This window comes from Pontibacter actiniarum, assembly GCF_003585765.1.
Lineage (GTDB): Bacteria > Bacteroidota > Bacteroidia > Cytophagales > Hymenobacteraceae > Pontibacter > Pontibacter actiniarum.
The window spans coordinates 239,538-262,708 of sequence record NZ_CP021235.1; the positions used below are offsets into that span (position 1 = coordinate 239,538).

A 23,171-nucleotide genomic window follows, 5' to 3' on the forward strand; every position below is an offset into this window, starting at 1 on the left:
ATCAGCTAATAAGTATGCCAGGCCGCTACCGAAGCAACGGCCTGGCACAAAAGTACAAAATTTATAGGTTCTCGTCAAAGTACCGGGTCACCTTGCGCATCAGGTGCACCCTGTCCTTGCCGCGAACGTTGTGCGGGTGGCCGGGGTAAACAAAGTAATCCAGCTGTACGCCTTCGTCTACGGCCTTCTTAATAAACTGGAGGCTGTGCTGCCACACCACCACGTCGTCCACAGTGCCGTGGATCATCAGCAGTTTGCCCTCCAGGTCCTGTACATGGTTCAAAAGGCTGGCCTCTTCGTAGCCTTTGGGGTTCTGCTCCGGCGCATCCATGTAGCGCTCCGTGTACATCACCTCGTAATACTTCCAGTCGATAACAGGGCCGCCGGCCACGCCTACCTTAAACACGCCGGGGTGGCGCGTGAGCAGGGAGGTCGTCATAAAGCCGCCAAAGCTCCAGCCGTGCACGCCTATGCGGTCGGCATCCACGTAAGGCAGCGACTTCAGGTAGCCTACCCCGCGCAGCTGGTCGGCCATCTCCACGGTGCCCAGCTGGCGGAAAGTTGCCTGCTCAAAGGCAAGGCCACGGTCGCCGGAGCCACGGGAGTCTAGTGTGAACACGATATAGCCTTTCTGGGCCATCAGGTGCATCCAAAGGTTGGCGCCGCCAAGCCAGCTGTTGGTTACCAGCTGCACATGCGGGCCTCCGTACACATACACCACCACCGGGTACTTCTTGCTCTTGTCCATGTTCGGTGGGGTGATCATGCGGGTGTAGAGGTCCGTGCCGTCCTCCGCCTTGATCGGGAAGATAACGGTTTCGCCCAGCTGGTACTCTGCCAGCGGGTTGTTGGCGTTAAGCAGCGTTTGCAGCACTTTGCCCTCCGTGTTCAGCACCCAGATCTTGCGCGGCGTTACCTGGCTGCTGTAGTTGTCGATAATGTACTTGCTGTTCGGGCTGAGCTGGGCGTGGTGTGTGCCGCTGCCCTGAGAGATGCGGCGAACCTTGCCGTTGCGCAGGCTCACGGCGTAAATGTGGCGCTCCAGCGGGCTCTCTGCGGTGGAGGTGTAGTATAGCTCGTCTCCTTTAGGGCTAAAGCCCAGTATGTCCGTCACCATCCACTCGCCGCTGGTCAGCTGGCGGATTTCCTTACCACTGGTGTCGTACAAGTATAAATGGTCGAAACCGGTGCGCTCGCTGATCCACACGAACTGGTCCGGCTTGGTGGGCACAAAGTACAAGCCGTGCTCCGGCTCCACGTACTTCTCCTGGCGCTCCTCAAACAGCGTGCGTTCAAACGCACCGGTCAGGGCGCTGTAGCTGTTAAGCTTCAGGTGGTTTTGGTCGCGGTTGAGCACGGCCACGTAAATGTGCTTTTCGTCGGGGCTCCAGGTCACGTTTGTCAGGTACTGGTCGGCTGGCTCACCCGTTTTCAGGTAAACCGTCTTCCGGGAGCGGAGGTCGTACACGCCTACCGTTACCTCGTGGCTCTTGCCGCCGGCCATCGGGTACTTAATGTTGTTCTGCTTTGCCGGGAGCGGGTTGATGTCCACCAGCGGGTAGTCTGTGACCATGCGCTGGTCCATCTTGTAAAACGCCAGCATACTGCCGCCCGGCGACCAGAACGTGCCCTTGGTAATGCCGAACTCAGAGCGGTGTGCCGCCTGCCCGTACACCACCGCCACGTTGGCATCGTCGGTAATGGCCTGGTCCGGAGCGCCCGGAGCCGATACAAACAGGTTGTTGCCGTTGGTGTAAGCCACGCGCTGCATCGTCGGGTCCAGCTCCGTATAGTCGGCCGTCTCGGCGTAAGTGGTTACCACCGTGGCCTTTCCTGATTTCAGGTCATACTGGAAAATGCTGTTTTGCGCATTGATAACGAAGGTGTTGGCGTCGCGCCAGTGCAGCACCGGAAAGCTGTTGAGCTTATCTGCGCCCACTGCCTCCACCGCCGCGCTCAGCTGCTGCAGCGTCAGGATGTCGCGCTGGTTCTTGGAGGTGGCGCTGCCGCGTACCAGGGCTTTGGTGCCGTTGTTTTCCCTGATGTAGGTAAAGTCATCTGTTCCGGCTACCCAGCGCAGCTGCTGCATGTTCTCGGGCAACAGGGTGGGGTTGATGATGGCGTCTTCCATGGTCAGCTGCTTGTCCTGCGCCTGCAGCTGCAGCGTGGCCGCAACTAAGAGCAGGAGCAGCGCCAGCCGCTTGGTAAAGTATGAAACTGTCATAGGGTTGAAGTATAAATGAAACGAATGCAATCGCAATGCAAGAACGGTTTTATATCCGTAGGGAGCAAAAACAGGGCCCTTTTCAGCTGCTGGGCGTGCAGCAAAGTATAAGGCGTTAATCTGGGCTGCGTGGAATTATACCCGCCCCGATCTTGTTGAAAACTATAGTCCTGAATCGGAAAGGAGAGGAGTTATAGTCACAGGCTAGCTTCTTTAACTGGGCATAATTTAGTAATTTTGTACTATGAATTGGGATACAGATATTTTTCATAAAGAAGACGTTGACGTTGAATTGCTCGAAGAAAGCACCGACCTGCGCAACCTGGTGGTGTATAACGACGACGTGAACACGTTTGACCACGTAATCGAGACGCTGATTAAAGTATGCAAGCATACGGCAGAGCAGGCGGAGCAGTGTACGCTGCTGATCCATTACAAAGGCAAGTGTACCGTAAAAGTCGGTTCTTACGAGGAGCTGGTCGGTATGTGCACAGCGCTGCACGACAAAGACCTTTCAGCGGATATAGAATAGAGGAGGTTTATAGGATTGATGAATTTTCCGTCGAAACTGATTGAGAACGCCGTGGAGGAGCTGGCGAAGCTACCCGGCGTTGGTAGGAAAACTGCGCTTCGGCTGGCCCTGCACCTGCTAAAGGAAGAGACTGAGGAGACCTTTTCGCTGGCTGAGGCGCTGGTGAAGATGCGAACCGATGTAAAGCACTGCAAAACGTGCCACAACATCTCCGACACCGAGATCTGCGATATTTGCTCTAACCCGCTGCGCGACAAAAGCGTGCTTTGCGTAGTGAGCGATATCCGGGATGTGATAGCGATCGAGAACACCTCGCAGTACAAGGGGCTCTACCACGTGCTGGGCGGCGTAATATCGCCTATCGAGGGCATAGGCCCCTCCGACCTGCACATCGACTCGCTGCTGGAGCGGCTTCCTGCCTCGGAGGTACGGGAGATTCTGCTAGCCATCAGCCCGACCATGGAGGGCGATACCACCGGCTTTTACCTTACCCGAAAGCTCCGCGACTTTGACCTGCGCATTACCACCATCGCCCGTGGCGTGCCGGTAGGAGGCGAGCTGGAGTATACCGATGAAATTACACTGGGTAGGAGTATCGTGGAGCGCACGGCCTACGGGAAAGTATAACAGGACTTAAAGAAGTATAAAAAAGGGCTGCAGATATCTTCTGCAGCCCTTTTTTATTTCCCGTGGCTGGTTTCTCCCCGGCCTGCTGCGGTGTTTTTGTGCTGGTGCAGTAGGTGAAGCAGCTCTTATTTTTAGTTAAAATTGTACTTATAAGCAGTATATACATAACTATTTTAATCTAAATTAGTAACATGTAAAGTGTTTAAAGAATAATCCAAAAGTGTGCCTATGCAAGCTTCACCCCCGGGCGCAAAAAGCCACCTTAGTTGGCAACGGCTGTGCTTTGCTGTCATAGCTGTTATCAGCCTGTCCTTACATACTGCCCCGTCTGCTTATAGCCAGGGCGTGCAAGCCCGCACCAGCTGCGCTTCCCCTGTAAAGCCCACAATCAGCGCTAACGGGCCAACCACACTGTGCGCAGGCGGAAGCGTGCTGCTGACTGCCAGCCCGGGCCAAAGCTACAAATGGAGCAACGGCGCCACCACCCGGGCTATCACCGTGACGCAGCCGGGCACTTACGGTGTGGAAGTAACCGACGGCAACGGCTGTGTCGGAAAGGCCGAGGATGTGGTTGTGTCGGTGGCCGGCAAGCTGAAGGCTCCAAAGATCGCATACACAGAGCCGCTGGTCGTGTGTCAGCAGGGGAGCCTTAGCATGTCTGTGCCGGAGCAGGAGGGGGCGGCCTATGTCTGGAAAAAGGACGGGGTGCCGGTCTACGACGACTCGCATGAGTATGTGGCCCGGGAGGCTGGCGTTTACACAGTGGAGCTTTCCAACTTCTGCGGTGCGGTGCGAAGCACAAACAAAGTTGAGTTTAAGGTACTCGAGCCGTTGCCTGCCTTTGAAGTAGAGGCCGCTGGCTCGCTGACCTTCTGTAAAGGGGGCAGCGTGAAACTGACCGTGCCGGAGTACAAGGACGTTACCTATGCCTGGTACAGGGATGGAAACCCGGTAGACGGCACCACCCATGAACTGGTAGCAAAAGAAGCCGGCAGCTACACCGCAACGCTTACGAACGAGTGCGGGGCCTACAGCAGTAAAAACGCGCAGCGCGTAGAACTGCTCTCGCTGCCGGAGAAGCCAGAGGTGCAGGATGTAACGGGCTGTACCAAGACAGCCTTAACGCTCACCGCTACCGGTGCGAGCCCGGGTAAGTACAGGTGGTACACAGCGGCAACAGGAGGGAGCGCCCTTGCCGGGGCAGACGGCCCGAGTTTCACAACGCCTGTACTCACGGCCTCCACTACCTATTATGTGGCCATCACCAACGGGCAGTGCGAGAGCGAGCGGGTGCCTGTGCAGGCGAACATCAAAACCAAACCCACCGCGCCGGAGATCGTGGTGCACGGCGAGCTTACCTTCTGTGAGGGAGGTGCCGTAGAGTTGAGCACCGCCTCTTACAAAGGTTTACAGTATGTGTGGCTCCGCAACGGAGAGGAGGTTGCCACAGGAGTCAGCACGATAGAAGCCTCTGAAAGCGGAGAGTATTCCCTCAAGGTAGAGAACGAGTGCGGCACAGCTTACGCGACGAGCAAGGTAACGGTAACTGTACGGCCCGCCCCTCCTGCTCCCGAAGTGCAGCACGGCAGCACCTGTGGCACGGGCGAGGTTACTCTGTCGGCAACGGGTGGTGCTGCGGGTGACTACCGCTGGTATGAGGGGCTTACCGCCGCCGCAATGGCAGATGTTACCGGCAGCAGCTTTACAACCCCGGTGCTGCAAAACTCCCGCACTTACTATGTGTCGCTTGTAAAGAACGGGTGCGAAAGTGAGCGGGTGCCTGTGCAGGCCAGTGTGCTGCCTGTGCCGCAGGCGGTGGCCAGCGTGCAGGACCTGGAAATAGAGTCGGGCGGAAGCACGCGCCTGTCCGGGAGCGGCGGTGTAAAGTATACCTGGAGCCCGGCCACCGGCCTGGACGATCCCGCTACTGCCAGCCCTGTTGCCACCCCGGCACAAACCACCCGCTACACCCTCACGGTAACGAACGATGCCGGCTGCGAAGACACGACCAGCGTGGTGGTGGCGGTGCGGCAGCTATTGGTTATTCCCAATGCCTTTTCGCCGAACGGCGATGGCGTGAACGATACCTGGGAAGTAAAGAACCTGGAGTACTTTCCGGAGGCAAAAGTGGAGGTCTACAACCGTTGGGGAAACCTGATTTTTGAGCGGAGCAACTACCGGGGCGATTGGGACGGGACCTACAGAGGCGCTGCGTTACCGGTCAGCACCTACTTCTACGTCATCTCCATCCCCAACAAGAAGAAGTTTACCGGCTATGTGAATATCGTGAATTAAAGAATGGAACGCAGCGGACACGCCTATGAAACTACTTATACCTTGCCTTGCCTGGCTTTGCCTCCCTTTGCTGGCTCTGGGGCAGCAGAAGCCACAGTACAGCCAGTACTCCATCAACAATTACCTGCTTAACCCTGCCATTGCAGGCATAGAGGAGTATGCCGACGTTAAAATCGGGAGCCGGTCTCAGATGACGGGGATGGAGGGAGAGCCGACCACTTTTTACTTGAGTGCCCATGCGCCCCTTGGCTACACCTCAAAGGGGGCAGGCCGCAAGCGCGGCAACAGATCCACGCCGTCTTTTGGCGGAAGGAACCAGGGGGGGCGTGTCAGTCAGCAGTTCAGGCCGCACCATGGGCTGGGTATTCTGGCGGTGCGCGACCGCTTTGGCGCTTTTTCCAGAACGGAGGCCAGCCTGGCGTACGCCTACCACCTGGGGCTCTCCCGGGATGTACGGCTGTCGGGCGGCCTGAGCATGGGCCTGATCCAGCAGCACCTGCGCTCCGATGAACTCACCTTCGCCAACCCTGCCGACGCTGCAAAGTCAGACTGGAACATGGTAAAGCCAAACCTGTCGTTGGGGCTGTGGCTCTACGGCAGCAACTTCTACATCGGCACCTCGGTGACGCAGCTCATGGGCAACTCCACCAACTTCGATAACTCGGTAGAGGATCGCAACCTGCTCTACGAGCACTACTTTCTGACGGCCGCCTACAAATTCGACATCACGGAGCAGGTCAGCCTGATTCCGTCTGTTATGGCCATGTGGCTGCAGCCACTGCCCGGCTCCCTGGACTTTAACCTGCGGGCCGTGTATGACAACCGTCTGTGGGTGGGCGGCACTTACCGCCAAAACGGAAACTACGCTGTGCTGGCCGGCGTCACGATAAACCACATCTTTGACCTGGGCTACGCCTATGACCGCGGCGTGCCCGCCTTTAACGGCATGGGGAGCGGTAACCATGAGGTGGTGGTGGGCATGCGCATCTTTAACAAGGCGAAAGTATTGTGCCCTAGTAACCTCTGGTAGGCAGCGGGCTTTTTTCTCCTGTCTTCCTCCTTAATCTGCTGCTTTTATTTTGGCTGCGCCCGATAATCAGCCGTGCTGCTGGAAAGTCTGTGGCATTATGAGTAAATTGCAAGCTTAACATTAAGCTTATGCAAGAAACAGAAGAGGCGAAAGCCATCCTTTCAGATAGAATACTCTCCCTGGCCGAGTCGCAAACCATTGCCATGGCCAAGAAAGCCCGCGAACTGGCAGCCAAAGGCAACGATGTAATCAACCTGAGTTTCGGAGAGCCTGATTTCCAGACGCCGCAGTACATTAAGGACGCTGCCAAGCAGGCCATTGATGAGGGCTTTACCTTTTATACCCCGGTGCCGGGTTACCCGGAGCTGCGCCAGGAAATCGTTAAAAAGTTCAAGCGCGACAACAACCTGGACTTCGTGCCGGAGAACATCGTGGTGTCTACAGGGGCCAAGCAAAGTATAGCCAACGCTATTCTGTGCCTGGTAAACCCCGGCGATGAAGTGGTTATCTTCTCCCCGTACTGGGTGTCTTATGAGGAGATCGTGAAATTGGCCGAGGGGGTGCCGGTGCCGGTGATGGGGCGCCTGGAGAACGACTATAAGGTAACGGCCGAGCAACTGGAGAAGGCGATCACCTCCAACACAAAGGTGGTGATGTACTCTTCGCCGTGCAACCCGACCGGAGCCGTGTTTGACGAGGAAGAACTGATGGCCATTGCGCGCGTGCTGGAGAAGCATCCGCAGGTGTACATCATCGCCGATGAGATTTATGAGTACATCAACTTCGGGGGCAAGCACTTCAGCATGGCCGCCATCGACTTTATCCGCGACCGCGTAGTTACCGTGAACGGCTTTTCGAAAGGCTATGCCATGACGGGCTGGCGCGTAGGCTACCTGGCCGCCAACCGCGAAATTGCCGCTGCCTGCGACAAGATGCAGAGCCAGATCACGTCCGGAACCTGCTCCATCTCTCAGAAAGCCGCTACAGCCGCGCTGCAAGGCGGGAACGCCAGCGCCCTGGAAATGACGGAGGCCTACCGCCGCCGCCGCGACCTGGTGCTGAGCATCATGGACACGATCCCCGGCTTTAAAACCTACCTGCCAAACGGCGCCTTCTATATTTTCCCGGAGGTGAGCCACTACTTCGGCAAGCAGTACAACGGCAACACCATCGAAAGTGCCCGTGACCTGAGCATGTTTATACTTACCGATGCCCACGTGGCCGTGGTGAGCGGAGAGGCCTTTGGTGCACCGCAGTGTATCCGCTTCTCGTTTGCCACATCCGACGAAAAACTGGTAGAGGCACTGCGCCGCATTAAAAACAGCCTCGCAAAACTGCAGTAATGAACCAGATCAATAGCTTAGAAGATATTTTTGAGGCTTTCAACGGCCTGAAAGTACTGGTGGTGGGCGATGTGATGATTGACTCCTACCTGTGGGGCAAAACCTCCCGCATCTCACCTGAGGCCCCGGTGCCGATTGTAAACGTCGTGAAGCGCGAGAAGCGCCTGGGCGGGGCCGCCAACGTGGCACTCAACGTGCAGGCCATGGGGGCGCTGCCGCTGCTTTGCTCCGTAATCGGCGACGATCAGGACGGGGCCGACTACCTGCGCCTAATGGAGGAGAAGGGGCTGCCGATAGAAGGGATTGTACAGAGCCCGGAGCGCGTAACCACAATCAAGCACCGCATTATTGCCGGTGCCCAGCAGCTGCTGCGCGTAGATTCTGAAATTGAGCACAACCTCACCGACTACGAGGAGCGCCACCTGGAGGAGCGCTATCTGCAACTGCTGGAGCAGGCCGACGTGGTCATTTTTGAGGACTACGACAAAGGCGTGTTTTCGAAGCAGAACATACAGCGTTTCCTGGAGTTGGCCAATGAGCGCAGGGTGCCAAGCGTCATCGACCCGAAAAAGAAAAATTTCCTGAGCTATGTGGGCTGTACGCTCTTTAAGCCGAACTTAAAGGAGCTGAAGGAAGGGCTGAAGGTCGATTTTGCAGATGAAAACCTACCCGCCTTCGAAGCCGCCGTAGAAGAACTGCAGCAGCAGCTGCAGGTAAAGCAGGTGCTGGTGACGTTATCGGAAAGAGGTGTTTTTATAGCCGATGGCGACGAGAAAACGTACATCGGGGCGCACCGCCGCTCCATCTCCGACGTGTCCGGCGCTGGAGACACCGTAATTAGTATCGCAGCGCTCTGTATGGCGCTAAAAACCTCCCTGTCATTTATGGCTGGCCTCAGTAACCTGGGCGGTGGCCTGGTTTGCGAACACGTGGGCGTGGTGCCCGTGGATAAGCAAAAGCTGTATGAGGAGGCGCAGCGCATAAGGTTGTTTGAAACACATGAACACAGAATCACTTAACAGATTATTGTATGACAGCAAGTTGACGGCGTATAAAGTAATGCGCCGCACAACGTATGTCTTAACCATTGTGGCCGTTGGCCTGCTGCTTTATGCCCATGGCGTTGTAACGGACCAGGGCCGGCTGCAACTGCTGTACTATGCCATTGATGGTATCCTGGCGATATTCGTTATTATTTATTTTCTGCGGATACTGTACAGTTTTGAGCGGGAGAAGTTTCTCCGGCGCACCTGGTTCGAGGGTGTGCTGATGTCCATTGTTTTCGTGAACCAGGTGTTCACGTACATGCTGGGCATCCCGCTTATCTACAACATCTTCGATGGGATTGGCATACCGCTGTCGGTGGAGCTCTACAGGGTGATTGTGTCTATGTACATGCTAGTGTTCCTGATTGTGGAGCTGCTGGAGACGCGCATCCACCTGAGAACGATGCACCTGGACCCTTCCATCACCTTTCTGCTTAGTTTCGTGTTTCTGATTCTGTTGGGCAGCGGTCTGTTTATGCTGCCCAAGATGACCAACTCGCCGGACGGGATCCGCTTTCTGGATGCCCTCTTTATGGCCACCAGCGCCTCCTGCGTAACAGGGCTGGCCGTGGTGGACCCCGGCACCTATTTTACCTTTGCGGGGCAGGTGGTGCTGCTGACGCTTATTCAGTTTGGCGGCCTGGGCATCCTGACGTTTGCCACTTTCTTTGCTTCGCTCATGCGGCAGGGGATCGGGGTGAAGCAGCACGTTGCCATGCAGGAGCTCATGGAGAGCGAATCGCTTTTCTCTACCAAAGGGTTGCTGCGCCAGCTGATCCTCCTGACCCTTACCATAGAAGGGGTGGGGGCTGTGGTGCTGTTTATGCTGTGGGGGCCTGAGGTGCAGTTTACCAACCTGGGCAGCAAGATATTTTTCTCGATCTTCCACTCCATTTCGGCTTTCTGTAACGCCGGTTTCTCGCTCTACCCGGAAGGGCTCTACACGCAGCCGGTGCGCTTTTCATACTTGCTGCACCTAACGGTGGCCATGCTGATCATCTTTGGCGGCCTGGGTATACCAACGATCATCGATATTTTCTCGCCGGCGGCCATGCGCACCCGCATGCGCATGCCCTGGAAGAACTGGAAAATGCTGACGCGGGTGATCGTGTACACCACGGCCTCCTTGCTGGCGCTGGGGACTGTCGGCTTCTTTTTGCTGGAGTACTTCAACACGCTGTCGCACATGAACTTTTCGGAGGCGCTTATCACCTCCTTCTTCCAGTCGGTTACCACACGCACGGCAGGCTTCAACACCGTGGATATCTCGGCACTGACGGTGCCTACGCTGCTGATGTTCATCTTCCTGATGTTTATTGGGGCGTCGCCGGGCTCAACGGGTGGCGGTATCAAAACAACAACGTTCACGGTTATCCTTTTTGCGGTGGCGACCACCATACGCAACAAGCGCAACATGGAGATAGGCTACCGTACTATACCGCACTCTGTCGCCTACAAGGCCTTCTCGGTGTTTACGTTTGCGGCTATCATCAACATCCTGTTCGTCTTTATACTTTCCATTTCCGACGCACAGTTCGATATTCTGAAACTGGCCTTCGAGCAGGTTTCGGCTTTTGCCACGGTAGGCCTTAGTACAGGTATAACGGCGGGTTTGTCGGATGTGGGCAAATGCGTAATCATACTTTCGATGTACCTGGGTAGGGTAGGTACGCTGACGCTGGCGCTGGCACTCAGTACCCGTGCCTCTACCACGGCCTACAAGTACCCGGCCACGCACCTGGCTGTCGGCTAGTGCGGCCTGTGTACCGGCTTACAAACAGAAAAGGCCTGCTATGAAGTATAGCAGGCCTTTTCTGTTATAGTGTAGGAGCTGTTACTCGCTTATAACGCCGCCGTATTCCTTTACGGTCTGCACAAAGCACTTCACTTTCTCCGGGTCAGTGTCTGGGTAAACCCCGTGGCCGAGGTTTGCAATATGGCGCTGCGGACCGAATTCCTGCAGCATTTTCTTCGTTTCGCGCTCGATGGTGTCGAAGGAGCTGTACAGCAGGCATGGGTCCATGTTGCCTTGCAGCGTTTTGTTTGGGCCAACCTGCTGGCGTGCCTTGGCAACCTCCATGTTCCAGTCCAGGCCGATGGTTTCGCAGTTCAGCTTGCTGAAGTCTTCCAGGGCGAAGAAAGCGCCTTTGGCGAATACCGTTACCGGCACTTCGTTGATGGCGTCGCAGATTTCGGAAATATACGGCAAGGCAAACTCGCGGTAATGTGCCGGCGACAGGATGCCCGCCCATGAGTCGAACACCTGGATCAGGTTGGCACCGGCCTGCACCTGCGCCTGCAGGTAGGCAATGGTGGTGTCGGTGATCATGCGGAGCAGCTGGTGCGCCAGCTTAGGGTTGGTATACAGCATGCCGCGCGCATGGGAGAACGTCTTTGATCCGCTTCCTTCTACCATGTAGGCCAGGATGGTCCAGGGGGCTCCGGCAAAGCCGATAAGCGGCACGCGGCCGTTAAGGGCTCTCTTGGTCACCTTGATGGCCTCCAGCACATAGTTCAGGTGCTCGTGCGGGTCAGCCACGCGGAGCTTCTTCATATCAGCCTCCGAGCGGATAGTGTTGGGGAACAGTGGGCCCCGTTTTTCCACCATTTCGTAGGTACAGCCCATCGCCTCCGGCACCACCAGGATGTCAGAGAAGATAATGGCGGCATCCACATCCAGTATATCTACAGGCTGTATGGTTACTTCAGCGGCCAGGTCCGGCGTTTCCACCAGTTCCTTAAAGCCACTCAGGCTCTCACGTACGGCACGGTATTCAGGTAAAATGCGGCCAGCCTGGCGCATCAGCCAAACCGGGGTGCGTTCTACGGCTTCACCCTTCGCGGCTCTTATAAGCAAGTCGTTCTTCAGTTGCATGGTGCAAAGATACGGAATTTAGCGTGCGAATGGCAACCTATGCCTGTGCCAATCTTACCTGCTCAGCAGTGTTAGTACGCCGGTACTGATAAAGTTAACCCCGATGGCGAGCACAATGAAGCCCATGATGCGCGAAAGGGCCAGGAGCCCGGCCTTGCCCAGGTAGCTTATGAGCTGGTGCGAAAAGCGCAGTATGATAAATGTAACGGCTGCTACCAGGGCGATCGAAAAGATTGTAAGGCCCAGGGCGGAGTAGGAGAGTGCGGGCGTGTACAGGCCGATGCTCACCGCAATAGCGCCCGGCCCCGACAGCATGGGCATCGCCAGCGGCGTAAAGGAGATGTCGTCTTTCTCCAGGCCTTCCTGCAGCACGCCTTTGGACACTTTTCTGCCCCTGTGCGCCTTGCTGGTAAGCAGCCCGAAGCCGGCCCGCATAATCATCAGCCCGCCGGCTATGCGAATATCGGATAACCGGATGCCAAAAAAGTTAAGCACGTACTGGCCAGCCAGAAAGAAGACCGAAAGCATGAGCGCCATGTAGATGCAGGCCCGCAGCGCCTGCTGGTTCCGGTTGTGAGGCGTGTCGTCCTGGGTGAGGGTGAGGAAGACCGGCATGGCGCCGAAAGGGTTTACAACGGTAAAAAGTGCCGAAAAAGTGGCCAATACTAGTTCCATAGCTTGCTTGTATTGGCCGCAAAAGTAGGTGGCGCAGGTTAAGGGAGGGTTACTGGCCTGTTGTGGTTTGGTTAACGTTTGGCCGCTTCCGGTGCTCGTTTTTCCGGTGCCTGCAGAGTTCTTCTTCCGGGCCAACAGCAACTGAAAGAAAAAAGGCCGGTGCCATACTTGATGACACCGGCCTTTCCCGTTTTCCTGAAGCAGGTCTCCTAATCCAGGTGCTCCTTGATAAAGGCGACTGCTGCTTCATGTGCCTCATCGGCAAACGCGGCCTTATACTTGGGGTTGCTGGGGTTCGCAAAGGCGTGGTCTGCGTCGTACATTTTAACGGTCAGTTCCTTACCGGCCTTCTCCATGTTCTGCCTGAACGCTGCTACCACCTTAGGGGTGATCCACTGGTCCTGGCTGGCGAAGATCCCTAGTACGGGGGCGTCGAGCTTCTTCAGGCGTTCCATATTTTGCTCGGGCATGCCGTAGTACATAACGGCGGCCTCTGCCTTGTCGCCGGCCATGATGGCGGTTTGCAGGGCCCAGCCGCCACCGAAGCACCAGCCGATCGTGGCAACGTCTGCGTCTTCTCCGGCATACTGCAGCGCACCGTTGATGATGGCCCTGGCTCTGCCTTCCTCCACGGCCTGCATAAACTGCCCGGCCTGCTCCTGTGTGGTGGCTACCTTACCGTCATACAGGTCCAGCGCCAGGATGTTCACGTTGCCTAGCTCCTGTGCCAGGCGCTCTGCCTCACGCATGATGTAGTCGTTCAGGCCCCACCACTCGTGGATCATAAAAACATACTCATCCGTTTCTTTTTCGGCTTTAACGAGATAGGCGTTGGCTGTTTTCCCGTCAGGCGTTTGGTAGGTAATGCGCTGGCCCTTGCCGTTCTGCAGGGCAAAAGGCAGAGGATTTTCGTGCTTCTGCACGAAAGCGGCATCGTTGCCAAGCATCGCAAACTTCTCTGTGGCCTCTGCCTGCCCCTTTTCGGCCGGCTTTGGCTTGGCGCAGCAGGTCATTTTACCCTGTGCGCGGGCAGAAACAAAAGTCAGGAGGCACAGTGCCAGTATGTACAGGGTCCTTTTCATGGGATGTGGTCAGGTTTGTCTACGGTTGCACAACCAAACAGGCTCAGGCATTGTTTGCAGCAGCCTCGGGGGCCTTTTTGCGTGGTTTGCTTCGGCGTTTGTCTTTGCGTTTGATGTACACAGCAGAGCGCCCCTTGTCATCCTCCTTCCGGATCGTGAAGAGGTCTTTGTGGGCCTTGATGAGCTGTAGCAGCTGTCCGTAGCCAAAGGTGCGCGGGTCAAAGCTGGGGTCGAGCTGGCGCAGGTTGCTGCCCATCATGCCCAGGTGTGCCCAGCCCTCCTCGTCCACCGCCATCGCGAAGGCCTCTTTCAGCAGAGGCACGGGGTTAGGGCGGTTGGAGCCGCTGCCGTTTTCGCCCGTTTTCTCGGTCTCGGCAATTTTACGGTCGTCAATATCATCGGTCAGGTTCTCTGTAAAGATAAACACGTTACAGGCGTTAACGAACGGCTTGGGCGTTTTGCGCTGGCCGATACCCATCACAAATATGCCCTCTTCCCGGATGCGTGTAGCCAGGCGGGTGTAGTCGCTGTCGGAGGAGACGATGCAGAAACCGTCCACCAGCTCTGAGTGCAACAGGTCCATGGCATCGATAATCAGGGCGCTGTCGGTCGCGTTTTTGCCGACGGTGTAGCGAAACTGCTGGATGGGCTGTATGGCATGGTTGTTCAGGCACTCTTTCCAGCCGTTCATCTGCGGCGTGGTCCAGTCGCCGTAAATGCGGCGGATGGTGGGCGCTCCGTACTTGCCGGCCTCGGCTAGAAGCTTTACAATCAGGCTGGGCTGGGCATTGTCGCCGTCAATCAGCATGGCCATCTTGTCTATTTTATTATCTCTTGATGTGTTCTTCATGAATAAAGGGTTGATGGCAGGGGGAAATCCCCACCAAAGCTAACTAGAACTTATTACATAGTTATACTACTATTTTTGCAGGAGGTTGTAGATGAAGAAATCCGTGCATGGCGCTATATTAAAAACTATATTTGGTAGGAGCTCTTGCTCAGGCGGCTAGGGTGCTGGCGCGGCGGTTTTGCCTGGGGCAGCAGGGCCTCTGTTTGCCTCTTTGGCAGGTGCTGTGGCAGCTGGGGTTATCCCGAACAACTTGAATCAAGTATAGAACCATTAAAATGAGAAAGTATAAAGCAATATTACTGGCAATGGGAGTTTCCTTATTGGGCGTGCTCGGTTCGGCTAAAGCGCAGGCTTTTAAGGCGGAGGAGCCGCTGGCACACACGTATTCCATCGTAGCACGCGACCCTAAAACAGGCGAGTTGGCCGTAGGCGTGCAGAGCCACTGGTTTTCGGTGGGTACGGCGGTGCCCTGGGCGGAGGCGGGCGTAGGCGCGGTAGCCACGCAGTCTTTCACCAACAAATCGTTTGGCCCCAGAGGGCTGGCCTTGCTAAAGGAGGGCAAAACACCGGAAGAGGCCCTGGCCATACTGCTGGCAGATGATGAGGGGCGCGAGGTGCGCCAGGTGGCGATAATAGATGCGCAGGGCCGTGTGGCGGCCCACACAGGGAAGCAGTGCATCCGGTACGCCGGCGACATTACGGGCAAGAACTTCTCGGTGCAGGCGAACATGATGCTGACCGACAAAGTATGGCCGGCCATGGCAAAGGCCTTCGAGAAAAGCGAAGGGCAGCCGCTGGCCGAGCGGGTGCTGCTGGCGCTGCAGGCCGCAGAGCAGGCGGGCGGCGACATTCGCGGAAAGCAGTCGGCCGCGCTGGTGGTGGTGCCGGGGCAGAAAGCCGAGCCGTGGGAGGCCAAAACCATCGACCTGCGCGTGGATGACAGCGATAAGCCACTGGAAGAGCTGGAGCGCCTCCTGCAAGTGTACCGCGCCTATGAGCACATGAACAAAGGCGATTTGGCCGTGGAGAAGGGGCAGATGAAGGAGGCCATGCAGGAGTATGGAAAAGCCGAGGCCATGTTCCCGAACAACCTCGAAATGAAGTACTGGCACGCCATCGGCCTGGCCAACAGCGGGCAGATAGAGGAGGCTGCCAGGCTGCTGCGCGAGGTTTACAAGAAAGATGAGAACTGGCGCGAGCTCACCAGCCGCCTGCCTGAGGTGGGGCTGCTGGACGTGAGCAAGCAGCAGATGGAGAAGCTAATGAAGTAAAGACAGTTTAGTTGTAATAGTGCGGGAGCGGCGGCTGTAAGGCTGTCGCTCCTTTTTTTTGATCTCCTCCCCGGGCTACCGCGCTGCCCGCTTTTACCTGTAAAAACGGCTGTAGCCACCCACGGTCCTGTCTAAAGTATAAACATCAATCCATATAAGTCTGAAATAAAATACTTAACTTAAAGGCCTCTAACTAAACATTCTACTTCACCTAAAACAAACATGCTGAACAAAAAGAACCTACGCCACCTGATGGTAGCGGCGGCCGCGGCATTTGCCATGCCGGCCATGGCCCAGCAAAACTATGCACAAGACTCGGCCACGATCAAGAAGATCTACGACAATGCCCTCACCAGCTTTGAGAGCTATGAGAACCTGCGCTACCTGACCAAGCAGATCGGGGCCCGGCTGAGCGGATCGCCTCAGGCCGCCGCTGCCGTAGAGTGGAGCCGGCAGGTAATGGAAGACATGGATCTGGATCGTGTGTACCTGCAGCCGGTGATGGTGCCGCATTGGGTGCGTGGCGATAAGGAAATCGGGCGTATCACAAACTCCAAGCTGATCGGCACTGCGGATGCCCCTATCTGTGCGCTGGGCGGCTCGGTTGGCACCGGAGAGGCGGGCCTGAGCGCCGAAGTGGTGGAGGTGAAAAACTTTGAGGAACTGGAGAAGCTGGGTAAGAAAAACGTTAAAGGCAAGATTGTATTCTTCAACCGCCCTTTCGATAATACACTGGTAGAGACGATGGGTGCCTACGGTGGCGCGGTAGACCAGCGCGGCGGTGGCCCGGTGGCAGCCGCCAAGCTGGGAGCTGTTGGCGTGCTGGTGCGCTCCATGACAAACGACTTCCAGGATGTGCCGCACACCGGTAACACCCGCTACGCCGACGGAGTGGCCAAGATACCGGCGGCGGCTATCAGCACAAACGGCGCCGAGCAGTTGAGCAAGCTGTTGAAAAACGACCCGAACCTGAAGTTCTACATGCGCATGACCAGCGAAACGCTGCCGGATGTGCTGTCATACAACGTGATCGGGGAGATTAAAGGCACTGAGAGACCTGATGAGATTATTGTTGTCGGCGGCCACCTGGACTCCTGGGACCTGGGAGAGGGTGCCCATGACGACGGCACCGGCTGTGTGCAGTCGATAGAGGTGCTGCGCCTGATGAAGGATCTGGGCATTAAACCGAAACGCACTATCCGCGCCGTTATGTTTATGAACGAGGAGAACGGGTTGCGCGGTGGCCTTAAGTATGCAGAGGAAGCCAAGTCGAAGGGCGAGAAGCATATTGCCGCTATTGAGTCGGATGCCGGTGGCTTTACCCCGCGCGGCTTCGGCATAGAGGGCAGCGATGCCCAGCTACAGCAGGTGCTGACCTGGAAGCCCCTACTGGCGCCCTACGGCCTGCACAACATTGGCGAGGGTCACGGCGGAGCCGACATCGGTCCGCTGAAGGGACAGGGAACAGTAGCCCTTATCGGTTTTAAACCGGACTCGCAGCGTTATTTTGACTATCACCACACAGCCATCGATACCTTTGAGCAGGTAAACCGCCGCGAAGTGCAGTTAGGCGCAGCCTCTATGGCTTCGCTGGTGTATCTACTCTCGGAGTATGGCCTGAACGGTACGACCGCAAAAGCGCAGAAATAGCATCTTTTATACTTAAAGCAGCAGGGCCACCCGATCATCGGGTGGCCCTGCTGCTTTATTGCCGTTTGGTGTTGAGGTATAGCCTTGCTACGGCAGCAGCAGAGAGCTGTCGCCATAGCTGAGAAAGCGGTAGCCGTTATCCAGGGCATGCTTGTACACGGTGCGCCAGTTTTCCCCGATCAGGGCAGACACCAGCAGGAGCAGCGTGCTCTCCGGCTGGTGGAAGTTCGTCACTAGGCCACGGCAGATGCGGAAAGTATACCCGGGTGCTATAATGATCTGGGTGCTGGCATGCAGGTAATCGGTGCCCTGGCGGTCCATGTACGCTAGCAGCGCCTGCAGCGCGTTGGTGGCAGCAGGCGGGTTTGTGCTTTCGTAGGCTTGCCACTGGGTAACATGCAGCTGCTGCATGGGCAGCTCCGGCTGCTCCAGTACCTTTGCCCCCAGCCAGTACAGGCTTTCCAGGGAGCGCATGCTGGTGGTGCCCACCGGGATAACAGGGTTATCCAACTGCCGGAGCAGGCGCTGGAGAAACGTTCTGGTAATATAAAGTTGCTCTGCGTGCATCTCGTGCTCTTCCATCACCTCGGCCTTTACCGGTTTGAACGTGCCAGCGCCCACGTGCAGCGTCAGGTAGGCCGTATCCATGCCGGCAGCCTGCAACTGGTGCATTACGCGCGCTGTAAAATGGAGGCCTGCCGTTGGGGCAGCTACGGCCCCTTGCTGGTTGGCGTAGATGGTCTGGTAGCGGGTATGGTCGTCGGGGGTGAGGTCGCGGTTGAGGTAAGGGGGCAGCGGCAGCCGGCCACAGCGCTCCAGCACCTCTGCGAAAGTCAGTTCGGCAGGGTCCCACGTGAAACGTATCAGGAAATGGCCCTCCTGCTGTGCCTCGCGCGCTGCCTCCAGTATGCCTCCCTCAAAATGTAATTTTACAGGGCCGCTCTTCCAACGCTTGTTGTTACCTACCAGGCATTTCCAGGTGCTGCTGCCGGTCTGTTGCATGGCCAGCTGCACCTCGCGGTGAGGGGCCACCGGCTCCAGGCAAAAAATCTCTACCAAACCACCCGTTTCTTTTTGCATCAGCAGCCTTGCCTGCACCACCTTGGTGTCGTTAAACACCAGCAGCGTATGCGGTGGCAACAGCTGCGGCAGGTCGGTAAAGGTGCGGTCTACTATCTGGCCCTGGCGGTAGTGCAGGAGTTTAGACTGGTCGCGCTCCGGCAACGGGAACTTTGCAATCCGCTTATCGGGCAGCTCATACACAAAATCCTTTATCGCCAGCTTTTTGGGGTTGGTCATTGCAATAACATTAGTCCTGGTGCAAAGTTACTGCTTTGTACTAAAACAAACCGGGTGTAAGTGTGGGAAAGGCGGCAGGTTACCAAATCCACTGTGGGCAAACTACCTTTTGCGGGTTGTTCAGCTTGATGCCCAGCACTACCTCATGGCTGTTGGCGCTAACCTTGTTGAGGTCCGAGGTGGTGATGTCCTGGGAGTAGCTGACATCCAGCAAGTGGTTTACATAAATACCGACAGTGCCCGTGAGCGCATCGTGGTGCCGGTAAGAGCCGCCTACCCAAAAGCGCCGGGCGTATGTCAGTTTGGTGTTCAGATCCACCATGGAAAGCCCGTTTTCAGCCACTTTTACCATAACGGACGGTGTGAGCGTGACCAGTGCGGATGCCCTTATCCGGATACCGCCGGTCGCGTAATAGTGTTTCTGGAGCGTTGCGCGCGGGTCTCCTTCCGATTTGCTTGTCTCGCTTCGGAGCAGCTGCAAGCCCGATATGCCAACATAGAAGTTGCTGCTGTACAGCCAGAGCCCCAGCCCCAGGTCCGCCTTGTTCATACTTCCAAACTCTCCTGCCAGGAACGGGTCGTTCGGCGTTACCAGGTTTAGGTCCTCCTTCTTAAGCCGGTATTGGGTAAGGCCGGCAGTTACACCACCGGAGAGGTTCAGGCTGCTGGTAAGGGGCAGGTGGTACGCGTAGCTCAGGTTAAGCGAAAATGTCCTGAGCAGGCCGGCCTTGTCCATCTGCGCAACAGCCCCAAGCCCGTGGTGCGGTTTTAGGTGGAAGCGGTTGTTCTTGTTGGCTCCTGCAGCCGCGTTGTTGCCACGCATGTGCCGCTGCGGCGCGTTTCTGTCGTGCTTGTTTAGCGGGGTGTGCACGCTGGCGTAGAAACTGGAAGGGGCCCCCTCCAGGCCCACCCACTGGGAGCGGTAGCCCGAGCGCAGGTCTACGTAACTTTCGATGCCTGCAACGGCGGGGTTCAGCAGAAAGTTGTTTTGTACATACTGCGTGTGCTGTGGCAGCTGCTGTGCACACACAGGCGCTGTGGCTATAACCAGGACGAGTAAAAGGTGTAGGAGCTTCATGCCTTTATTTTATCAGGGTGATGCTTCCTGCAACCTGCTCCTTTCCTACACCCAGCTCTATCACATAATAGTAGGCGGCCATAGGCAGTGACTTGCCGTGGTGGGTGCCGTTCCAGGGTTCCTTGTATCCCTGCGATTCATAAATCAGGGCGCCCCACCTGGTAAAGATCTTGACGCGGCAGTCGGGGTAGTGCTCGATGTTGCGGATGTGCCAGGTGTCATTCACCTGATCACCGTTCATGGTGATAGCGTTGGTGGGCTCCACGCGCGGCAGTACGGTAACGGTTACTTCATCGGTGTACACGCAGCCATACTCCGACGTTGTGGTGACGGTGTAGGTAATTGTTTCCTGTGGTTTGGCAACCGGGTTCGGCAGGGTAGGGTCAGAGAGCGAGGTGGCCGGTGACCAGGTGTAGGTGGTGCCTCCCTTTGCCCTCAGCTCCGCATACTTTCCCTGGATGATGGTTTGGTCCGGGCCTGCGTCAGCGGTGGGAGGCATCACGGTTGCGGACACAGGTATTCTTTCTGCGGTAGCACAGCCGTTGCTGTTTACCGTTTGCACATAGTAGCTGGTGGTGGTGTGCAGGGCAGGTGTCGTGTAGGTGCTGCCTGTGTGGAGCAGGCGGCCTCCGGCTGGCTGATCGTACCACTCCAGCACATATCCGGCTGCAGGCGAGCTGGCCTGTAAGGTTGCGGTTTCGGCCGGGCAGATAATAGCCCCTTCGGCAGTAGGCGGTGCAGGCAAAGGGTCAACGGTTACAAGTACGGTGTTGCTGACGTCCTCGCAGGGCCCCGACGCTGCTACGCGCCTGAACCAGGTGTTTTGCGTTAAAGGGCCGGCTGTGTAGGCAGCGTTCGTGTGCGTACCCGGTGCGGGCGCAAAACCGGCCGTGGCGCTCACGGTGCTGTACTCCCAGCGGTACGTATAGCCGCCACTCCCTCCGGCTGGTGTGGTGCCCGTCAACTGCGCCGGAGCCTGGGCATAACACACCAGCTGGTTACCGGAAACGGTGTTCCGCGTGATAGTGGGCACCACCGTTACCTGTATCACTTGGCTTGGAACAGCTTCGCACGGCTGCGACTGCACAATGCGCTTGAACCAGGTTGTTTGGGAGAGTGCGGCGGGTTGGTAGTTCTGCGCGGTGTTGTTGCCCTCTGCCGGTCTAAAACCGCTGTTGCCGCTCACAGTGCTGTATTCCCAGCGGTACGTGTAGCTGCCGTTGCCCCCCTGGGGGGCAGTTCCTTTTAAAAGCGCAGGAGCGGTGTTTTTACAGATTGTTTGGTTGCCGGACACCGCGTTGTTCCGAATAGGCTTGTTTACCGTCACTTTTACTGGGGCACTTATACTTTCGGTGCAAAGGCCGGATGTTACCCTTCTTCTGAACCAGGTGGTGCTGGTGAGCGCCTCAGGGCTGTAGTCTTGGGCGTTGCTGCTGCCTGGTGCTTCTGTAAAGCCGCTGCTGGCGCTGGTGGTGCTCACCTCCCAGCTGTAAGTATAAGCGGCAGGCCCCCCGGTGGGCGTGCTGCCGGTAAGGCCGTCCGGTACCTGCCCCGAACATATCGTCTGCTCACCAGAGGCAACGTTGTCTTCTATCGTAAACTGCTTTGTCCTGATCTCTATGGTTTCGGTCCTGGTAACGTTTTGGCCACAGGTGGGAGTGGTGACGGTGAAGGCGATTTCGTAAGAAGGCTGCTTTACCGCTTCACAATCAATCTGCCAGGAAAAGGGGGCGGAAACCGTGCCGACCCCAGCGGCAGGTGAAAACGTGATGTTAGCAGAGTTAAGGTTGAAGTTCTTGCCAACCGCCGAAACAATCACCTCCTCCTCATCCGGGTCGCTGCCCGTCACGTCAAAGCTGACCGTCTCTCCGGCTGCTACCTCTATTACCCTTTTGTTTGTTGAGAAAGAGAGGGTGGGGGGCGTGTCCGACATCGGCTCCACGATCATGCTGATGCGCAGGGTGTCCTGCCGGGGCAGGCCGCAGCCGTTATCGCCGTCGTCACTGGTAATCAGGTCGAGCAGGTAGGTCTCCCCGTTTGTGGTAAAGCACCTGTCCAGGCAAAGCGATGCCTCGAGCACCCGCTGGCCGTTGGCCGTGTTCACGATACCGGTGGTATCGCCTTCAAACCGAAAATAGTGGTTGTTAAAGTTAACCGGCTTGGCCGCAAGCGTGAGCGGCTCGTCTTTGTCGGGGTCTGTAAAGTATACTTTTATGCAGCGGGAGTCGGTTGGCCCGATGCGCAGCACCTGACCCTCCTGGTAAGGAGTGGAAGAGCCATGCGTCACAGCGGTTACCTCCGGTGTCTCGTTTCGGTGGCAGGCCTTTACCAGTAGCTGGAAATCCCTTCTTACCTCACCTATCTTTACACCGTTCCTGAACTCCTGGCACCGAACCCCGAACACAAACAAGCCTACGTTAAGGGGGGTAACGGTAAGCCGCCCTGTCTCGCTGTCGATGCTGAGAGCCGGGGCGCCCTGTATCTGGCTGGCGTTGGAGTAGCCGGGTAGCCACCTGATTTCGGAGTAGGGGGCGCTGGAGGCGGGGGGCGAAACATTATTGGGGGAGCTGTACCCGTTGAGCGGCGTCACCAGGTCATACACCAGTTCATCGCCGTCAGCGTCGGTGCTGCTGAAGTTGTAGTAGAAAAGCTCCCCTACGCAGGCGTAGTCGTTGGGCGGCGGCGAAAGGCGGGGGGAGGAGTTCACAAAAGGGGCCCCCTCTTTTACGACTGCCGGGAACTCCATGTAAAATGTTGTGCCTGCCGATTCGGGCGCCGCGATGTTGTTGATGGTGTTGTTGCGGCAGCAGCGTTCCCAGGCCACGTAGTACCCGGCTGGGCTGTTATAAATGGCGGGGTCCAGGTAAATGTCCTCGGAGTACACCATTTTTGTGGTTTTCAGGTTGCTGGTGGTGCAGCCCACATTGGTGTAGCTCATGGGCTTTTCGGACCGGAGTGGCAGTATCACCGTGGTGACCGACTGATTGGTGCCCTTCTCAAAAATCGTGACCCGCACGGTGCCGTCTTTTGCCCCGGGGGAGCCGTTGAGTTGGTCGAAGTACAAGTTAAAGAAGAGCCTGTAGTTGTACTCTGACAGGTGCTGCAACTCAAACTCACCGCCTACAATGTGCGTTGCAGAGGCGTTAAAGTAAAAGAGCAGCAGCAGTGCCAGCAGCAGTAAACGTGTTTTCATGCTGTTGTGCTTTAAGTTGCAGGAGTACAATCGCCGGAACCGTACCCAAAAGAGCTTACTCTAACTTATGATTTTTTTACTATATTTTAATGTTTTATTTT

17 protein-coding genes are annotated in these 23,171 nt (G+C 56.7%); 9 read left to right on the top strand and 8 right to left on the bottom strand.

Annotated features, from left to right (window positions below; translation table 11 throughout):
* Window positions 1-61: 61 nt before the first annotated feature.
* On the bottom strand, window positions 62-2,224 hold the full coding sequence (locus CA264_RS01095; protein WP_025603977.1) for a S9 family peptidase: 2,163 nt from the start codon (window positions 2,222-2,224) through the stop codon (window positions 62-64).
* Between the two features lie 244 nt (window positions 2,225-2,468).
* On the opposite strand from CA264_RS01095, the gene CA264_RS01100 reads away from it, so the two are divergent.
* The 7 genes from CA264_RS01100 (at window position 2,469) to CA264_RS01130 (ending at window position 10,850) form a co-directional block, all read left to right on the top strand.
* Entirely contained in the window at window positions 2,469-2,756 is a 288-nt protein-coding gene (locus CA264_RS01100) for an ATP-dependent Clp protease adaptor ClpS (RefSeq protein ID WP_036774959.1), read from the top strand.
* Window positions 2,757-2,774: 18 nt separating this feature from the next.
* A complete protein-coding gene (gene recR / locus CA264_RS01105) occupies window positions 2,775-3,383 on the top strand; it encodes a recombination mediator RecR (protein ID WP_025603979.1) in 609 nt (202 codons plus the stop codon).
* Window positions 3,384-3,728: 345 nt separating this feature from the next.
* Window positions 3,729-5,678, top strand: coding sequence for a gliding motility-associated C-terminal domain-containing protein (locus CA264_RS01110; protein ID WP_025603980.1), 1,950 nt, complete (start codon window positions 3,729-3,731; stop codon window positions 5,676-5,678).
* 25 nt (window positions 5,679-5,703) lie between these two features.
* Window positions 5,704-6,708: a PorP/SprF family type IX secretion system membrane protein gene (locus CA264_RS01115; protein WP_025603981.1), complete on the top strand. Its 1,005-nt coding sequence runs from the start codon at window positions 5,704-5,706 to the stop codon at window positions 6,706-6,708.
* A gap of 128 nt (window positions 6,709-6,836) precedes the next feature.
* Window positions 6,837-8,051 carry a pyridoxal phosphate-dependent aminotransferase gene (locus CA264_RS01120; RefSeq protein ID WP_025603982.1) on the top strand — a complete coding sequence of 405 codons (1,215 nt, stop codon included), beginning with the start codon at window positions 6,837-6,839 and terminating at the stop codon, window positions 8,049-8,051.
* The gene (locus tag CA264_RS01125; RefSeq protein ID WP_025603983.1) at window positions 8,051-9,070 is read left to right on the top strand and encodes a bifunctional heptose 7-phosphate kinase/heptose 1-phosphate adenyltransferase; all 1,020 of its coding nucleotides are present in this window, start codon (window positions 8,051-8,053) and stop codon (window positions 9,068-9,070) included. Before CA264_RS01120 ends, CA264_RS01125 begins: the two co-directional genes overlap by 1 nt.
* Entirely contained in the window at window positions 9,051-10,850 is a 1,800-nt protein-coding gene (locus CA264_RS01130; RefSeq protein ID WP_025603984.1) for a TrkH family potassium uptake protein, read from the top strand. Before CA264_RS01125 ends, CA264_RS01130 begins: the two co-directional genes overlap by 20 nt.
* 81 nt (window positions 10,851-10,931) lie before the next feature.
* Here CA264_RS01130 and hemE read toward each other — a convergent pair whose 3' ends face one another.
* From hemE to CA264_RS01150, 4 genes are all read right to left on the bottom strand, one after another.
* Window positions 10,932-11,972, bottom strand: a complete 1,041-nt coding sequence (gene hemE / locus CA264_RS01135; RefSeq protein ID WP_025603985.1) for a uroporphyrinogen decarboxylase — start codon at window positions 11,970-11,972, stop codon at window positions 10,932-10,934.
* A 54-nt stretch (window positions 11,973-12,026) separates the two neighbouring features.
* Window positions 12,027-12,647, bottom strand: coding sequence for a MarC family protein (locus tag CA264_RS01140; protein ID WP_025603986.1), 621 nt, complete (start codon window positions 12,645-12,647; stop codon window positions 12,027-12,029).
* A gap of 209 nt (window positions 12,648-12,856) precedes the next feature.
* On the bottom strand, window positions 12,857-13,729 hold the full coding sequence (locus tag CA264_RS01145) for a dienelactone hydrolase family protein (protein ID WP_025603987.1): 873 nt from the start codon (window positions 13,727-13,729) through the stop codon (window positions 12,857-12,859).
* 43 nt (window positions 13,730-13,772) lie between these two features.
* On the bottom strand, window positions 13,773-14,579 hold the full coding sequence (locus tag CA264_RS01150) for an NYN domain-containing protein (protein ID WP_025603988.1): 807 nt from the start codon (window positions 14,577-14,579) through the stop codon (window positions 13,773-13,775).
* Window positions 14,580-14,854: 275 nt separating this feature from the next.
* Here CA264_RS01150 and CA264_RS01155 point away from each other — a divergent pair, with 275 nt between their 5' ends.
* A complete protein-coding gene (locus CA264_RS01155; RefSeq protein ID WP_025603989.1) occupies window positions 14,855-15,850 on the top strand; it encodes a DUF1028 domain-containing protein in 996 nt (331 codons plus the stop codon).
* Window positions 15,851-16,072: 222 nt separating this feature from the next.
* Complete coding sequence (locus CA264_RS01160) at window positions 16,073-17,500, top strand: M20/M25/M40 family metallo-hydrolase (protein WP_025603990.1); 1,428 nt, start codon at window positions 16,073-16,075, stop codon at window positions 17,498-17,500.
* Between the two features lie 87 nt (window positions 17,501-17,587).
* On the opposite strand, the gene CA264_RS01165 is transcribed toward CA264_RS01160, so the two are convergent.
* The 3 genes from CA264_RS01165 to CA264_RS01175 all read right to left on the bottom strand — a co-directional run bounded on the left by CA264_RS01165 (window position 17,588) and on the right by CA264_RS01175 (window position 23,070).
* Window positions 17,588-18,799 carry an S-adenosylmethionine:tRNA ribosyltransferase-isomerase gene (locus CA264_RS01165; protein ID WP_025603991.1) on the bottom strand — a complete coding sequence of 404 codons (1,212 nt, stop codon included), beginning with the start codon at window positions 18,797-18,799 and terminating at the stop codon, window positions 17,588-17,590.
* Window positions 18,800-18,878: 79 nt separating this feature from the next.
* Window positions 18,879-19,877 (bottom strand): PorP/SprF family type IX secretion system membrane protein, encoded by a 999-nt coding sequence (locus tag CA264_RS01170; protein ID WP_025603992.1) that lies wholly within the window; start codon window positions 19,875-19,877, stop codon window positions 18,879-18,881.
* A gap of 4 nt (window positions 19,878-19,881) precedes the next feature.
* The gene (locus CA264_RS01175; protein WP_051364278.1) at window positions 19,882-23,070 is read right to left on the bottom strand and encodes a gliding motility-associated C-terminal domain-containing protein; all 3,189 of its coding nucleotides are present in this window, start codon (window positions 23,068-23,070) and stop codon (window positions 19,882-19,884) included.
* Between the last annotated feature and the right edge of the window lie 101 nt (window positions 23,071-23,171).

Excerpts from the sequence above, each read along its gene's own strand:
- CA264_RS01095 (WP_025603977.1), bottom strand. The coding sequence starts at position 2,224 with ATGACAGTTTCATACTTTACCAAGCGGCTGGCGCTGCTCCTGCTCTTA.
- CA264_RS01100 (WP_036774959.1), top strand. The coding sequence starts at position 2,469 with ATGAATTGGGATACAGATATTTTTCATAAAGAAGACGTTGACGTTGAA.
- recR (WP_025603979.1), top strand. The coding sequence starts at position 2,775 with ATGAATTTTCCGTCGAAACTGATTGAGAACGCCGTGGAGGAGCTGGCG.
- CA264_RS01115 (WP_025603981.1), top strand. The coding sequence starts at position 5,704 with ATGAAACTACTTATACCTTGCCTTGCCTGGCTTTGCCTCCCTTTGCTG.
- CA264_RS01120 (WP_025603982.1), top strand. The coding sequence starts at position 6,837 with ATGCAAGAAACAGAAGAGGCGAAAGCCATCCTTTCAGATAGAATACTC.
- CA264_RS01125 (WP_025603983.1), top strand. The coding sequence starts at position 8,051 with ATGAACCAGATCAATAGCTTAGAAGATATTTTTGAGGCTTTCAACGGC.
- CA264_RS01130 (WP_025603984.1), top strand. The coding sequence starts at position 9,051 with ATGAACACAGAATCACTTAACAGATTATTGTATGACAGCAAGTTGACG.
- hemE (WP_025603985.1), bottom strand. The coding sequence starts at position 11,972 with ATGCAACTGAAGAACGACTTGCTTATAAGAGCCGCGAAGGGTGAAGCC.
- CA264_RS01140 (WP_025603986.1), bottom strand. The coding sequence starts at position 12,647 with ATGGAACTAGTATTGGCCACTTTTTCGGCACTTTTTACCGTTGTAAAC.
- CA264_RS01145 (WP_025603987.1), bottom strand. The coding sequence starts at position 13,729 with ATGAAAAGGACCCTGTACATACTGGCACTGTGCCTCCTGACTTTTGTT.
- CA264_RS01150 (WP_025603988.1), bottom strand. The coding sequence starts at position 14,579 with ATGAAGAACACATCAAGAGATAATAAAATAGACAAGATGGCCATGCTG.
- CA264_RS01155 (WP_025603989.1), top strand. The coding sequence starts at position 14,855 with ATGAGAAAGTATAAAGCAATATTACTGGCAATGGGAGTTTCCTTATTG.
- CA264_RS01160 (WP_025603990.1), top strand. The coding sequence starts at position 16,073 with ATGCTGAACAAAAAGAACCTACGCCACCTGATGGTAGCGGCGGCCGCG.
- CA264_RS01165 (WP_025603991.1), bottom strand. The coding sequence starts at position 18,799 with ATGACCAACCCCAAAAAGCTGGCGATAAAGGATTTTGTGTATGAGCTG.
- CA264_RS01170 (WP_025603992.1), bottom strand. The coding sequence starts at position 19,877 with ATGAAGCTCCTACACCTTTTACTCGTCCTGGTTATAGCCACAGCGCCT.
- CA264_RS01175 (WP_051364278.1), bottom strand. The coding sequence starts at position 23,070 with ATGAAAACACGTTTACTGCTGCTGGCACTGCTGCTGCTCTTTTACTTT.